The organism is Streptomyces sp. NPDC043896, from assembly GCF_056435605.1.
This window is the reverse complement of the sequence record NZ_JBWKEE010000003.1, coordinates 81,055-94,408: the sequence shown is the minus strand read 5'-3', so window position 1 is coordinate 94,408 and position 13,354 is coordinate 81,055. Positions and strand designations below refer to the sequence as shown.

General features: G+C 73.8%; 16 protein-coding genes. 6 read left to right on the top strand and 10 right to left on the bottom strand.

Going from position 1 to position 13,354, the window contains the following annotated elements; all coding sequences use genetic code 11:
• Positions 1-107 precede the first annotated feature (107 nt).
• Positions 108-674 (bottom strand): TetR/AcrR family transcriptional regulator, encoded by a 567-nt coding sequence (locus AC069X_RS05165; RefSeq protein WP_478725273.1) that lies wholly within the window; start codon positions 672-674, stop codon positions 108-110.
• Positions 675-746: 72 nt separating this feature from the next.
• On the opposite strand from AC069X_RS05165, the gene AC069X_RS05160 reads away from it, so the two are divergent.
• Complete coding sequence (locus AC069X_RS05160) at positions 747-1,904, top strand: FAD-dependent monooxygenase (RefSeq protein ID WP_478725271.1); 1,158 nt, start codon at positions 747-749, stop codon at positions 1,902-1,904.
• Between the two features lie 173 nt (positions 1,905-2,077).
• On the opposite strand, the gene AC069X_RS05155 is transcribed toward AC069X_RS05160, so the two are convergent.
• The 9 genes from AC069X_RS05155 to AC069X_RS05115 form a co-directional block, all read right to left on the bottom strand.
• Positions 2,078-2,722, bottom strand: coding sequence for a response regulator transcription factor (locus AC069X_RS05155; protein ID WP_478725270.1), 645 nt, complete (start codon positions 2,720-2,722; stop codon positions 2,078-2,080).
• Positions 2,686-3,978 carry a sensor histidine kinase gene (locus tag AC069X_RS05150; RefSeq protein WP_478725268.1) on the bottom strand — a complete coding sequence of 431 codons (1,293 nt, stop codon included), beginning with the start codon at positions 3,976-3,978 and terminating at the stop codon, positions 2,686-2,688. The genes AC069X_RS05155 and AC069X_RS05150 overlap by 37 nt, the downstream gene beginning before the upstream one ends.
• The gene (locus AC069X_RS05145; protein ID WP_478725266.1) at positions 3,975-4,826 is read right to left on the bottom strand and encodes a CPBP family glutamic-type intramembrane protease; all 852 of its coding nucleotides are present in this window, start codon (positions 4,824-4,826) and stop codon (positions 3,975-3,977) included. Before AC069X_RS05145 ends, AC069X_RS05150 begins: the two co-directional genes overlap by 4 nt.
• 282 nt (positions 4,827-5,108) lie before the next feature.
• Positions 5,109-5,384 carry an isoamylase early set domain-containing protein gene (locus AC069X_RS05140; RefSeq protein ID WP_478725264.1) on the bottom strand — a complete coding sequence of 92 codons (276 nt, stop codon included), beginning with the start codon at positions 5,382-5,384 and terminating at the stop codon, positions 5,109-5,111.
• A gap of 100 nt (positions 5,385-5,484) precedes the next feature.
• Positions 5,485-5,739 (bottom strand): hypothetical protein, encoded by a 255-nt coding sequence (locus AC069X_RS05135; RefSeq protein WP_478725263.1) that lies wholly within the window; start codon positions 5,737-5,739, stop codon positions 5,485-5,487.
• A 79-nt stretch (positions 5,740-5,818) separates the two neighbouring features.
• The gene (locus AC069X_RS05130; protein ID WP_478725262.1) at positions 5,819-6,370 is read right to left on the bottom strand and encodes an ATP-binding protein; all 552 of its coding nucleotides are present in this window, start codon (positions 6,368-6,370) and stop codon (positions 5,819-5,821) included.
• 116 nt (positions 6,371-6,486) lie between these two features.
• A complete protein-coding gene (locus AC069X_RS05125) occupies positions 6,487-6,819 on the bottom strand; it encodes an STAS domain-containing protein (RefSeq protein ID WP_478725260.1) in 333 nt (110 codons plus the stop codon).
• A gap of 299 nt (positions 6,820-7,118) precedes the next feature.
• Positions 7,119-8,060, bottom strand: coding sequence for a DUF5829 family protein (locus tag AC069X_RS05120; RefSeq protein WP_478725258.1), 942 nt, complete (start codon positions 8,058-8,060; stop codon positions 7,119-7,121).
• Positions 8,061-8,168: 108 nt separating this feature from the next.
• On the bottom strand, positions 8,169-8,618 hold the full coding sequence (locus AC069X_RS05115; protein ID WP_478725257.1) for an SRPBCC family protein: 450 nt from the start codon (positions 8,616-8,618) through the stop codon (positions 8,169-8,171).
• 261 nt (positions 8,619-8,879) lie between these two features.
• Here AC069X_RS05115 and AC069X_RS05110 point away from each other — a divergent pair, with 261 nt between their 5' ends.
• From AC069X_RS05110 to AC069X_RS05090, 5 genes are all read left to right on the top strand, one after another.
• A complete protein-coding gene (locus AC069X_RS05110) occupies positions 8,880-9,971 on the top strand; it encodes a mechanosensitive ion channel family protein (RefSeq protein ID WP_478725255.1) in 1,092 nt (363 codons plus the stop codon).
• Between the two features lie 264 nt (positions 9,972-10,235).
• Positions 10,236-11,090: a caspase family protein gene (locus AC069X_RS05105; protein ID WP_478725253.1), complete on the top strand. Its 855-nt coding sequence runs from the start codon at positions 10,236-10,238 to the stop codon at positions 11,088-11,090.
• Positions 11,091-11,341: 251 nt separating this feature from the next.
• On the top strand, positions 11,342-11,851 hold the full coding sequence (locus AC069X_RS05100) for a RidA family protein (RefSeq protein ID WP_478725251.1): 510 nt from the start codon (positions 11,342-11,344) through the stop codon (positions 11,849-11,851).
• A gap of 139 nt (positions 11,852-11,990) precedes the next feature.
• The gene (locus AC069X_RS05095) at positions 11,991-12,464 is read left to right on the top strand and encodes a DUF7919 family protein (RefSeq protein WP_478725249.1); all 474 of its coding nucleotides are present in this window, start codon (positions 11,991-11,993) and stop codon (positions 12,462-12,464) included.
• Positions 12,465-12,566: 102 nt separating this feature from the next.
• Positions 12,567-13,139, top strand: coding sequence for a Uma2 family endonuclease (locus AC069X_RS05090; protein ID WP_478725752.1), 573 nt, complete (start codon positions 12,567-12,569; stop codon positions 13,137-13,139).
• The last annotated feature ends 215 nt before the right edge of the window (positions 13,140-13,354 follow it).

Genomic DNA, 13,354 nt, shown 5'->3' with positions numbered 1-13,354 from the left:
GGACGGTAGGACCGGGCGGGGCCCGGGCCGGGCGCCCTGACGCACTGCTGACGCCGTGCCGACGGCATCTTGACGGCCCCGGAGTTCCGGAGGGGGACCGCCCCTGGTCACCTCCCCGGCCGCAGGGCGGCGGCCACCAGGCCTTCGAGGGCCTCGCGCGCCACCTCGCCGCCGCTGACCAGCCGGTCGAAGACCAGTCCGTCGACGCAGGTGAGCAGGGCGTTGGCGCGTTCCTCGACGTCCGGGGCCCCGTGCGCGGAGAGGAACAGCCGTACCGCCTCCCGGCCGGCGTTCTCGCGGGGGACGAGGATCGCGCGCAGCTCGGGATCGCGCACGCTCTCGACGGCGCAGGCGTACCGGGCGAGCGAGCGGCGGCGGCCCTCGCCCGTGAGCCGCCGGCGGGTGAGCAGCGCCATGCCGTCCACCAGGTCCTCGACGGTGCGCAGCGGCGGGAGTTCCCCGGCCGTCGTGCGCAGCTCCGCCTGGTCGAGCTGGACCAGGCGGGTGACGAGGCCGGTGAGGAGCGCCGCCCGGGTACGGAAGTAGGCCGAGGTGGTGCCGGAGGGCAGGCCCGCCCGGCGGTCCACGGCACGGTGCGTCAGGCCGCGGATCCCCTCGTCGGCGAGTACGTCGAGAGCCGCGTCCGCGAGGTGGGTGCGCCGGTCGGAAGCCATGACCCCTTTCTACACCTGTAGAGAGTCGGATAGGGTTTCTTTCTACAGGTGTAGAAGAACGGGGGCTTCGACATGGGCGGCACGGCAGTGGTGGTCGGCGGGGGCATCGGCGGGCTCGCGACCGCGATCGGTCTGCGCCGCATCGGATGGGACGTCACGGTCGTCGAGCGCGCCGCCCTGCGGGAGGACACCGGGGCGGGCATCTCGCTGGCCGCCAACGGCCTGCGCGCACTGGACGAACTCGGCGTCGGCGAGGCCGTACGCGCCGCCTCGCGCGGCCAGTACACCGGCGGCACCCGTACGCCGCGCGGCGGCCTGCTGGCCCGGCTCGACGGCCGGGTACTGGAGGAACGGGTCGGTACGCCGATCATGGGCATCCCGCGCGCCACCCTGCACCGGCTGCTCCTCGACGCCCTGCCCGCCGGGACCCTGCTGACCGGCTCCGAGGCGGCCGCGGTCGAGCGGACCGGCCCCGGGACGGCCCGCGTGGTCTGCCGCGACCGGGTCATGGACGCGGACCTGGTGGTGGCGGCCGACGGGATCGGCAGCAGGATCCGCAGCCACCTCTTCCCGGCCCACCCCGGGCCGGTCCACAGCGGCTCGGCGGTGCTGCGCGGCATCACCGAGCGGCCGGTCGCCCTGCGCACCGACTTCGAGCTGACCTGGGGGCGCGGCGCCGAGTTCGGGCACATCGCCTTCCACGACGGGCGGGCCGAGTGGCACGCCGTCCTCGCCCTCCCGGCCGGGACCCGGTTCGCGGACCCGCTGGCCGAGCTGCACCGGCGCTTCCGCGACTGGCACGACCCGATCCCCGCGCTGCTGGACGCGACGCGGCCCGAAGCCGTGCTCCACCACGACGTGCACGAACTCCGTACGCCGCTCCCCTCGTACACGGCCGGGCGCACGGCACTCCTCGGCGACGCGGCCCACGCCATGACCCCGAACCTCGGACAGGGCGCCTGCCAGGCCCTGGAGGACGCGGTCACCCTGACCGCCGCGCTCGCCGCCGGGCCCACCGTCGAAGCCGCGCTCACCCGCTACGACGCCGAGCGCCGGCCGCGCAGCCAGGCCGTCGCGCGGGCCGCCCGTCAGGCCGGGCGGATGGGGCACCGGCTCTCGCACCCGCTGGCGGTCGCCCTGCGGAACACCGGGATGCGGCTGACGCCCTCCCGCCTCACCACCCGCATGATCCTCCGCCACCACGCCTGGACCCCGCCGCGGCTGCCCTGATCAATACAGCCAGGGGGTGTTGCGAAAGTCCTGTGCGGTGCCCGCGGTGTCCGGTGCGTGCTCTCGGCGTGCCGGGCGAAGGCCCTCGTACTGGGCGTACTCGGGGCTTCGGCCGGTGCGGCGAGAGTGCGTGCCGGGCGCCGTGGGCATCGTGCAGGACTTTCGCACCACCCCTAGCGCCGCAGGTACGCGAGGACGGCCAGTACCCGGCGGTTGTCCTCGGCGGAGGGGGCGATGCCGAGCTTGGCGAAGATGTTCGCGGTGTGCTTGGCGACGGCGCTCTCGCTGAAGTGGAGGGCGCCCGCGATCGCGGCGTTGGAGCGGCCCTCCGCCATCAGCTCCAGCACGTCGCGTTCGCGCGGGCTGAGGGCGCAGACGCTGCCACGGGCCTCGCCGCGCTTCAGCAGCCGGCCGATCACCTGCGGGTCCAGGACGGTGCCGCCCGCCGCCACGCGGCGCACGGCGTCGACGAACTGGCCGGTGTCGGTGACCCGGTCCTTCAGGAGGTAGCCCACGCCACCGTCGTCGCTCGCCAGCAGCTCGTTCGCGTAGAGCTGGTCGACGTACTGGGACAGCACGAGGACCGGCAGGCCGGGCCGGTGGCGCCGGGCTTCGAGGGCGGCCTGGAGGCCCTCGTCCGTGTAGCCCGGCGGCAGGCGCACGTCCACGACGGCCACGTCCGGCCGCTCCTCCAGCAGGGCCCGCAGCAGGCTCGGACCGTTGTCCACCGCGGCGACGACCTCGAAACCGTGCTCGCCGAGCGTACGGACCAGGCCGTCCCTCAGCAGGAAGAGGTCTTCGGCAAGGACGACGCGCACGGGATCTCCAGGGTCACTGTGGTCGGGCCGCCCCGCGGGCTGTGCAGGACGAGGCTCCCGTCGAAGGTAGCCAACCGCCTGCGGACGCCGAGCAGTCCGGTCCCCAGCGAGGGGTCCGCCCCGCCGTGCCCGTCGTCGGTGACGGTGACGCGCAGCCGCGGGCCGTCGGCCGACGCCCCGTCGGCCGACGCCCCGTCGTGGACGAGGACCACGTCGACGCGGCCGGCACCGGAGTGCTTCGCCGCGTTGGCCAGCAGCTCGTTGACCGCGAACCAGGCGGCCGACTCCACCGCCGCCGGCAGCCGTCCCGTCAGCCGGGCGTCGACGTTCACGTCGAGGAAGCTGTCCAGCGCCAGGGAGCGCACCGCGTCGCCCAGGCCCCGGTCGGTGAGGACGGGCGGCTGGATGCCACGGACCAGCTCGCGCAGGTCCTGAAGGGCCCGCGCGGACAGCTCGCGCACCTCCAGCAACGCGGCCCGGGCGGCCCTCGGATCGTCGTCGAGCAGCCGTGTCGCGCTGTCGAGGCGCATCCCCAGGGCCACCAGCCGGGCCTGGGCCCCGTCGTGCAGGTCCCGCTCGATGCGCTGGAGTTCGGCCGCGCGCCCGTCCACGGCGTCGGCCCGGGTCTCCGTCAACCGCTCGATCCGGCGGTGGAGTTCGGTGCTGCGCGGCACGTCCAGGAACCGCCGGCCCCAGCGGGCGTGCAGCCGCAGCACGGGCGGGGCGAGGAGCAGGCCCCCCGCCGTGAAGACGAGACCCAGCGCCGCCGCCGCGAGCACCGTCCAGGTACCGTCCACGGGGACGAAGGCGTACCAGTTGCCGTCGCCGAGCAGCCGCCACACGAAGGGCCGCACGAGCACCCCGAACAGCCCGTACACGACCAGCGACGGGGGCACGGCGACCAGCAGACCGCCCACCACGGGTTCCAGCCACGCCCAGGCCAGCTCCCGCCAGAACCCCGCGTCCCCCAGGACCGCACGGGCCCCCGCGCGGGGCAGCGGATCGGGCCGCCCGGTCCGCACCCCCGACCACCGCAGCGCCCGCAGCCGCGCGCGGTCGGCGCAGCGGCGCAGCGCACCCGCCCCCGGAGGCAGCAGCCGGTGGCCGACGCCGACGGGGAGCAGCAGCAACGCGCCCACGACACCGGCCCCGACGACCGACAGCCACAGGCCGAGCAGACCGGCGAGCTGGCAGCGGCCGACGGCGGCCACCCGTCGGGAGACCGCCGCACGGAATCGGAAGGCTGTCGAACTCATGTCCCGTGCAGGGTAGTCGGCGCCGCCCCCGCCGCCTCGTGCCGCCCCGCCCCCGCCGCCTCGCGCCGCCCCGCCCCCGCCGCCCGGCTCCGGGTCCCCAGGCCCAGCAGGGTCACCAGGGCCACCGCGAGGCAGGACATCCCGAAGCAGACCATCGGCAGGACCGCCCCGGACTCCTCGTCCAGGAAGAGCAGCAGCCCGAGGTTGACCAGGGTGTGGAAGCCGCCCGCGACCAGCAGCCGGTACCAGCCGCCCGTACCGTCGAGGGCGACGCCCAGCACCACCGACATCGCCACGGTGGCCAGCAGGAAGCCCGCCGCGAAGGCCGGGGCGCGCCCGAACACCGGAACGTGCCACACCCCCCACACCACACCCACCGCAACCGACGACGCCACCACCCCCAGCCGGGTCCGCAGCAGCGGCTGGAGGAAGCAGCGCCAGCCGGCCTCCTCCCCGCACGCCCCCACCAGCTGTGCCGCCGCGACCAGGACGAAGGGGTGGTGCGGGCCGCCCGGAGCGGCGGAACCGCCGTCCCCCGCCGTCAGCGCGTACCCGAGGACGGTCAGCGCGACGACCGCGACGGCCGTCCCGAGGACGGCCACCGCCCGGCGCGCCCCGCGTCCGCTCCCGCCGCGCAGCAGCGCACGGGTCTCCCGCCACCGGTACGCCGCGACCGCGCCCACCCCCAGGGCCGGCCCGAACTGCGTCAGCTGCACCACCTCGGCGGGCACACCGGTACCCGGCTGCACCGCCCCCAGCACGCCCGCCGCCAGGAAGGCGACCGCGGTGAACACCCCCGCCGCCCGCCACACCCCGGCGCGCCCCGCCGCTTCCGTTCCGCCCGCCACCGTCATGTCCGTCCCGCCCGTCCGCTCGTGTTCCCTGTGCGGACGACGATGCCGGGCGCGGCGCCCCCGGCCACTGCACCTGTCCCCCCGGCCGGGGTGTACCCACCTCCACCCCCGGGGGCCGTGTTCACCGGGCGCGCGGTCCCGCAGGCCGGCCCCGGGCCCGAGCCCCGCTCCCGGTGCCGTGCGGGCCGCGGGGCCCGGCCGCCGGCCGCCCCGGAGGACCGGCCGGCCCTACGGGCGGTGCGTACGGCAGCACGCACGCACCCCTCGCGGATTCCGTCAGGTGTGGAGGCGGCCGTTCGTGCCGTCGTGGTGGTCGGCGTGTTCGTCGTCGAACCAGTAGTCCCCGGCGGCGAGGTAGCGGAAGGAGTGCGCGGTGTGCGCGGGCAGCGCGACGGTGGCGGCGCGGGTGCCGTCACCGCGGGACTGGAGGGGGTGGGCGGCGGGGTTCCAGTGGTTGAAGTCCCCGACCACGCTGACCGGCCCGTCCGGCGTGTCCTCGGGGAGGACGAAGGTGACCTGGGTTCGGCCCTTGAGCTTCCTGCGTTCGAGCACGGGAAGGACTCCTGCCGCGAGAGACGGGGGAACGGGCCCGTGCATCCTCGCGGAGAGGTGGGCGCGGTGGTGCGTCGCGGCGCCGTGGACGGCGCGGAGGTCACCCGCGTGGCCGTGCCGTCAGCCGGGCCGCCCGCGTCGCCACCGCGGCAGCGGTGGGTCCGGCGGGGGAGGCGAGGCGGGATCCGAGGCGGGAGCGCATCTCCCCGGCGGCCAGGCGCACCTCGCGTGAGCCGGCCATCTCCTCCAGGGCGCCGAGCAGGGTGATGATCGCGCGGGCCTCGTCCGCGGTCACCAGCTTGATGCGGGTCTCGGCCGTGGCGTCCATGAGTACCTCGAGGAAGTCTTCGTCCATGCCGGGTCAACGCCGCCCGGCGGCCCCCGGTCACCCCGCGCGCCGCGGCCTGTGGCCGGAACGCGGGCGGCGGGCGGTTTCACGCCTGGCGGCGGGCGCCGGTTCCCGGCGGGTGGAGCACGGCCTCGGTGACGAGGCGGCCGGGAGGGGGAGACGGCGGAGGACCGGCGGCGCCACCCGAGGCGGGCCTGCGGGAGCCCTGCGGACGAGCCCGGGACCCCGACCGGGTGTCGGTCTGCCACGGCAGGTGGGCGTGGACGGTCTTCCCGCCGTGGCCCGCCGGGTAGACCGCGACGTGATCGGCGAGGGTGGCGACGATGTTCCAGCCGTAGCCCCCGCCTTCGCCGGTGGTGTCGGGGGCGCGGGGGCGAGGCCGGTCGGGGCTGGTGTCGGTGACGTCGATGTCGACGCCGGTGTCCGTGAGCGCGAGGTCCAGGCTGTACGGCCCGTGCGCGTGCCGGACCGCGTTGGAGACGAGTTCGCTGATCAGCAGCAGCGCCGCGTCCTCGTCGGCCTCGGTGACGGGTCTGCCGGTGTGGTGCGCGGTTTCGAGCAGGTCGTGGGCCCGTCGGCGCGCACAGGTCGTGGCCTGGCTCTCGGGCAGATCGGTGTGCTGGGTCAGTGGCCGCATCGTCGCTCACCCTCGGCGTCCCGGGTGCGTGGTCTTCCGGTAGGTACGCCTACCCGCTCTACGCCGTTTATGCGCGCCCCCGCGCGAGGCGCGGAAGCCGCCAAGCGGTCCGGAGGTCAGGTGGCGAGGCAGGGGCGCAGGGTGAACAGGCGGCTCGTGCCCGTGAGGTCCAGGACGCGCAGGGCCTGCGCGGGTACGCCGCAGAGTTCCAGGCTGCCGCCCTCGCGGGCGGCGCGCCGGCGCAGGCGCAGGAGCGTGTTGAGGCCGCAGGAGTCCATGAAGGCGAGGGCCGACAGGTCCAGGGTGAGGACGAGCCCGCGCAGCGCGAGGGCGCTGACGGCCTCGGTGAGGCGTGGGCCGGTGTCCATGTCGAGCTGGCCCGACACGGCCACGACGGCGCGGTCGTCCTGCCGCAGGGTGGTCACGACGACGTTCAGGGCGGCGTACACGGTCTCGTCCGCCGTTCAGGTAGAGCCCCATCACGGTCGGCTCCCCGAACGGACGCGGAGGAGGCCGTCAAGCGCGCGGCACCGGGCCGCACAAAGCCGAGCAAGACCACCCGTACCCGCCGTCGGCCACTGTGCGTGGCCCCTTGGTGGCACGGGGACCCTCACCAGACCAGGCTGGTTCGCAGACGTCTGCCCCGTGCGGGGGGCCGTACACCCCCCGGCGCCGGGCAATCCGCCCGGCCCGGTGAACGGCTCCCGTACCGGCCGGGGCCGCCTCCGGCCGGAGGCGGCCCCGGGTCCTAACGGCCGGTCCCGAACGACCACACGGCCCGGTCGCCCGGGCCGACCACGAGGGTCGAGCGGCCGATCCGCTCCTCGTGCCGGTGGAGCACCGGCCGGTTGAGGGACATCTCGACATGGCGCAGCCCGGCCTGCTCACGGGCGACCGGGTCCAGCCGGACGGTGGTGCCGCCCCCGAGCGCCAGGACGCCGCCGCCGGGCAGCTCCCGTACGGTGAAGCCGCCCGCCTTGAGCAGCGGCACGGTGTTAGCCAGGTCGCGGGCGGTGACCCCGAGCCGGATCGAGGTCACGTCCCGCATCAGGCGGTCGCGGTAGCCGTCGGACAGGTACCGCTCGCGGCCGACGTCACCCGGGTGGGAGGCGGGCTCGGTGTTGCCGCGCGGGTCGGCGAAGTACTCGGGCAGGTACTCCATGCCCCAGGCGCCGAAGGCGTCGTACTGACCCGTGGTGAAGACGGCGTCGAACCACGGCACCGGCACCCCGTCGCCGAAGTCGCGGGTCTGGCGGAAGGTGACCGGATCGGGTACGCCCTGCTCGCGCAGGCGGGCGGTGACGGTGGCGAGGTCGCCGGCCCGCTCGGTGGAGAGCCCCATCCCGCCCGCCCCGAGCGTCCCGTCCTGGCCGGGGACGTCGCCCACTCCGAACAGCTCCAGGTAGGTTTCGCGTCCCATCAGGTACCGGCCGGTCCAGGTCTCGCCGCCCGCGCCGGTCGTGGTGCGGACCTGGAAGTTGGCGAAGTCCCGCAGGTAGGCGGAGTGTTCGATGGCGTCGGCGGTCTCCCGGTCGAGCACCCCGTAGGCGTGGTTGTAGAAGAGCAGCTGACGTCCGGCCGGCGGACCGGTCTCCTGCGCGGAAGCGACCCCCGCGGTGCCGCCGGCCAGCCCGGTCAGTACCACGGTGAGGAGGACCATCAACAGGTGTGTTGCACGACGAAGCGACATGCGGGCGATCGTAGGCCGCGCCGTACGTGTCCGCCGCCGAATAAACAGCGGGGCGGGGTGAGTTGAAGGAGCCTCCCGGCCGAGCACGGACCCCGACGGGGCGCCGGGTCAGATCTCGCCCCGCCAGGCGCCCGTCTCGACCCCGCGCGACTCGATGAACAGCTTGAACCGCTTCAGGTCGCCGGCGATCTGGCGCTTGACGAAGCCGAGCTTGTCGGCGGCGGTCTCGGCCAGTCCGTCGGGCACCCAGTTCATGTGCAGGACGACCTTGGTGGTGCCCGCGTCGATGGGCTGGAAGGTGACCAGCCCGGCCTGACGGGTGTCGCCGTCCACGGTCATCCACGCGACGCGCCGGTCGGGGAGCTGCTCGGTGATCCGCGCGTCGAACTCGCGCTGCACCCCGTTGACGTTGGTCACCCAGTGCGTGAGCGTGTCCGTGCGCTGCTCGACGCGCTCCACCCCTTCCATGAAGGCCGGGAAGTCCTCGAACTGCGTCCACTGGTTGTAGGCCGTGCGGACGGGCACGCTGACCTCGACGTACTCCTCGACGTGCGACATGCGCACTCTCCCTTCCGTGTTCCCGGCGGCCCCCACCCCGCGGTGCCGGCCGCCTCCGTCAGGACGTTCACGGCGCGGTTACCCGCCCGGGCGCCGCGCATGCGGCACGGGACCGCCGTGAAGCGGTGTGGTGTCGGCCCTCCCGGTCGGGGCAGGCGCGTGACGTCCACACCCCCTGCGGACGCGTCCGCGTCAGCGCCCGCGTCCGAATCCGGAACCGAATCCGGAACCAATCCGGAACCGAACCTGCCGAGGAGATGAATGAACGCCGCCCTCCGCCTGATGGCCGTCCTGGCCGCCGCGGTCCTGCTGACCGCCGCGGCCGGCTGGGCCGTCGACCTGCTGCTGCGCCGGGCCGGCGCGCGCCACCCCGAGACCCCGCTGTGGAACGCCCTGCGCCGGTGCCGCCCGGCCCTGCGGATCGTGCTCCTGGCGGCGCTGCTCCGCGGCGCCCACCTGCGGACCGGGTGGCGGCCGCTCCAGGAACACGAGGCCGTCGTCGGCCGGGTCCTCTCCCTCGCCCTGATCGGCGCCGGGGCCTGGCTCATCGTGGGCGTCGCCTCCGCCGCCGTCGAATCCGGATACGCCCGGTACGCCACCGGCACCCGCGACCCCGCCCGCGTCCGCCGCGTCCGCACCCAGGTGACCCTGATCACGCGCGTCGTGACCGCCGTCGTCGCCGTCGTCGCGGCCGCGGCGATGCTGCTGACCTTCCCGAGCTTCCGTGCCCTCGGCACGTCGGTGCTCGCCTCGGCCGGGATCATCGGCATCGTCGCGGGCGTCGCCGCACAGTCGACGCTGGGCAACCTCTTCGCCGGGTTCCAGATCGCCTTCGGCGACATGGTGCGCATCGGGGACACGGTCGTGGTCTCCGGAGAGTGGGGCGTGGTCGAGGACATCACGCTGACCTTCCTCGCCGTGCGGACCTGGGACGAACGCCGGATCACCATGCCCGTCTCGTACTTCACCACCCGCCCCTTCGAGAACTGGTCGCGCGGCGGCGTCCAGATGACCGGCACCGTCTTCCTCCACTGCGACCACGGCGCCCCCGTGGACCTCATACGCGACAAGGTGCACGAGATCCTGCGGCAGTGCCCGGAGTGGGACGGACGGGGCTGGGACGTGGCCGTCACCGAGACCACCCCCTCCACGATGGTGGTACGGGCGATCGCCACGGCCAAGGACGCCGACGACCTGTGGACGGTGCGCTGCGCGGTGCGCGAGCAGCTGATCGCCTGGCTCACGGAGAAGCACCCCGAGGCCCTGCCCCGCCTGACCCTCGCCACGGCCCCGCACCCCGACCCCGCCCCGGACCCCACGGCCGCCTTCCGCAGCCCGGAGCGGAGCCGGTGACGCGCAGCGGGCGCGGCCCGGACCGCCGGGGTGCAGTGGCGTTTCTGCGGTGAAGCGGTGCCTCCGTTGGGGTGAGTCGGCCCGGCCGGTCGGGAGGGCGCGGCGGGGCAGCCGGTAGAACCTGCCGCATGATCGAGCACCCTCGACATGGCCCGCCGGCCGCCGACCGGACGTCCGCCGCGCCGGCTTCCGCCGCACGCGGGGCACACTCCCGCCCCGCGCGCTGAGCCGGGTGGTGCACCCCAGAGCCACGGAGGAAAGACCATGCCCCAAGGACTGTCCATCCACATCGGCATCAACGAGATCGACGAGACGAAGTACGGCACCAAGGGCGAGTTGAAGAACCCCGAGAACGACGCCCTCACCATGACCGACCTCGCCAGGACCAACGGCTTCGACGTCGGCGCGACCCTGCTCACCAAGGACGCCACCGCCGACAAGGTCACCTCCGTGCTCAAGGACGCCGCCGGACGGCTCACCGGCGGCGACATGCTCCTGCTCACCTACGCCGGCCACGGAGCGCAGGTGCCCGACAAGAACAGTGACGAGCCCGACCGCCGCGACGAGACGTGGGTGCTCTACGACCGGCAGTTCATCGACGACGAGCTGTACGCCCTGTTCGGCACCTTCGCGGAGGACGTGCGCATCTTCCTGCTGTCCGACAGCTGTCACAGCGGCACCGTCTCGCGGGACGTCTCGCACTTCCTCAGTGACGCCGAGCTCAAGCGGACCTTCGACACCAGCGAGCCGTCCGAGGTCCGTTCCCGCATCCGCGTCCTGCCGCCGGAGGCCCAGTTCCGCAACTACCAGCGCGACCAGGAGCTGTACGACGAGATCCAGCGCTCCGTACCCTCCCTGGACCTGCAGGACATCAAGGCCGACGTCCTGCTGATCTCCGGGTGCCAGGACAACCAGACCTCCAGCGACGGTGTGGGGGCCAACGGCCTGTTCACCGAGACGCTCCTCAAGACCTGGCGGAACGGATCGTTCCAGGGCACCTACTCGACCCTCCACCGCCGCATCGTCGAGAGCATGCCGTTCTACCAGACGCCCAACCTGTTCCAGACCGGCAAATCCAGCCCGGAGTTCCTCGCCCGGACCCCGTTCTCGATCCTGTAGCACGCGGTCCCGGCGTGCCCGGCTCACCCGCCCGGCCGGCACAACCGCAGAGCGCCCCTCCCTCCGGAGGGGTGCTCGCCCCAGGCGGCGCCCTCGCCCGCTCCCCTCAACTGCCGTACCCCATAGGGTTATTGACCCCAAGGAGGTGGGGTGGCGGGCCTCGTCCGCTCGATTCCCGTTCGAGGTCTCCTCCCTTTCGCCGTGACAGCGTCGGGGCTCCAGGCTTCAGTGGAGACGAAGGGACAAGAGGAATGACCAAGTCAAGGCGCAAGCTCGGCATCGGTGCCGTGGTGGCCGCGATCCTGGCCGCGATGATCACCTTCACCGGTCTGCAGGGAGCCACCGCGCAGGAGCAGGGGCGCCGAGGCTGGGACCACTTCACGTTCGGCGTGCCGTGGGAGGAGTCCTACGGGTACTCGCAGGGCATCAGAGCCGGGAACACGATCTACATCTCGGGCCAGGTGTCCCACGACGCGGCCGGGAACTTCGTCGGCGCCGGTGACTTCGAGCTCCAGGTGCGCACCGCGCTCGGCAACCTGGACAAGGTCCTCGCGCACTACCGGGCCCCGCGCAGCCAGATCATCAGCATGAAGATCTTCACCAAGGACCTGCGCCAGAACTTCGACACCGCCGCCAGGCTGCACAAGGAGTACGTCGGCGACCACCGCACGACCGACACCATCGTCGGCGTGAGCGACATGTCGGTCCCGGACCAGCTCGTCGAGATCGAGGCCATCGTCCAGCTCTCGCCGCGTTCCTGACCGACCGGGCCTCCTTGAGCCTCGCCGCACCGTGGTCCGCCGCCCGTTCCCGGAGGCGGACCACGGTGCGGCGGACGGTTCAGCGTTCGTCCGTGCCCGGCCGCACGGGCGGCGGAGCGGGACGGCGATGATGTGGCGCATGTTCTACGAAGACCTCACCGAGTACGACTACCAGGACGAGGACGCGTTCACGGAGCGGGACTCCGTCTTCGCGCTCTGGTACCGCCCGGCGTACACCCGTCTGAACGTCGGGTGGCTGGAAGCCGGCAAGCCGTACTCGACGGGGACGGTCCCCGTGGCGTTCGTGGAGAAGCTGAAGGCCGTTCAGGAGGTCCAGTGGATGAACGTCTGCCTGGGCGTCCACGAGTGCGACCTGTGTCCTGACGGCGAGGCCCCGGAAGGCAACGGGGAGGTAAGGATCCCGGGCGGCCCCGGGACCGCCTACGCAGCCCCCTTCCTGATCACGCACTACGTCACCGCTCACGGATACCGGCCGCCGCAGGCCTTCATGGACGCCGTCCTCGCCGTGGACCTCGACGCGTGGGCTGCCGCACGGTGGCCTGACGTCCCCTTTCCCTGGGTTCCCGACGACGCGGAACGCATGCTGGAGTAGAACCGGTTCGGCCCGGGTGCTTGCCGAAGCCCCGGAAGGTCTCCGCCGCGTCAGCCGCATCCGAGGACGTCGCCCGTCCGTCGTGCGGCCGGCCGCTCCGTTCTGAACGGCGTACCGGGCCGGGCCCGGCTGGATACCCTGGACACGCCCCGCCGGCGGTACGCCGGACCAGCCGTCAGGCCCTGCGCGGGCAACGGAGAGGCGGGAGCGGAGCCCGTGCCCGACGGGGACCACGGCGAGGTCGTCATGTGGCTGCTGGAGCACTGCCTGCGGCAGCGCCCCGACCTGCGCCTCTACCCCGAACAGGGCCTGCGGGCCCCCACCTACGGGAACGGCAGCGCACGTCCGGACGGTGTCCTCGCCCCCAAGGGCTACTTCTCCGGCCGGGGCGAATGGGCCGGGACCGAAGGGGTCGTCATGGTCCTGGAGGTCACCTCGTACGACGCGATGACCGACCGGAGGGACCGTCAGGACAAGCCGCGCGCCTACGCGGAGATGGGGATCCCCGTCTACCTGCTCGTCGACCGGGACGACGGCTCCCTGGTCCTGCACACGGACCCCGTCAACGGCAGGTACCACACGCGGAGGTTCCTTTTCGGTGACACCGTGGCGATCCCCGGGCCGGTGAGCGTGACCCTCGACGACACCGACATCCTCAAGAACCACGTCCGTTGAGGTCCGGCGAGGTGCGCGCCCGGTTTCACGGCCGCTCCGCCGGGAGGGGACGGAGCGTGGGCCAGCGGGCGAGGGCGCGGTGGCGCATGGCCACGCTGAGGCCGCTCAGGCCGTCAAGGGAGGCGTGGCCGGCCGTCATCGCGCCGACGACCCCGAGCCGGTGGACCAGCCGCTGGCGAGCGGTCGCGGTGCCCCACTTCCAGTCCCGGCGGGGT

Bases quoted from the DNA above. Each gene is read 5' to 3' on its own strand.
- AC069X_RS05165 (WP_478725273.1), bottom strand. From the start codon at position 674: ATGGCTTCCGACCGGCGCACCCACCTCGCGGACGCGGCTCTCGACGTA.
- AC069X_RS05160 (WP_478725271.1), top strand. From the start codon at position 747: ATGGGCGGCACGGCAGTGGTGGTCGGCGGGGGCATCGGCGGGCTCGCG.
- AC069X_RS05150 (WP_478725268.1), bottom strand. From the start codon at position 3,978: ATGAGTTCGACAGCCTTCCGATTCCGTGCGGCGGTCTCCCGACGGGTG.
- AC069X_RS05135 (WP_478725263.1), bottom strand. From the start codon at position 5,739: ATGGACGAAGACTTCCTCGAGGTACTCATGGACGCCACGGCCGAGACC.
- AC069X_RS05130 (WP_478725262.1), bottom strand. From the start codon at position 6,370: ATGCGGCCACTGACCCAGCACACCGATCTGCCCGAGAGCCAGGCCACG.
- AC069X_RS05120 (WP_478725258.1), bottom strand. From the start codon at position 8,060: ATGTCGCTTCGTCGTGCAACACACCTGTTGATGGTCCTCCTCACCGTG.
- AC069X_RS05115 (WP_478725257.1), bottom strand. From the start codon at position 8,618: ATGTCGCACGTCGAGGAGTACGTCGAGGTCAGCGTGCCCGTCCGCACG.
- AC069X_RS05110 (WP_478725255.1), top strand. From the start codon at position 8,880: ATGAACGCCGCCCTCCGCCTGATGGCCGTCCTGGCCGCCGCGGTCCTG.
- AC069X_RS05105 (WP_478725253.1), top strand. From the start codon at position 10,236: ATGCCCCAAGGACTGTCCATCCACATCGGCATCAACGAGATCGACGAG.
- AC069X_RS05100 (WP_478725251.1), top strand. From the start codon at position 11,342: ATGACCAAGTCAAGGCGCAAGCTCGGCATCGGTGCCGTGGTGGCCGCG.
- AC069X_RS05095 (WP_478725249.1), top strand. From the start codon at position 11,991: ATGTTCTACGAAGACCTCACCGAGTACGACTACCAGGACGAGGACGCG.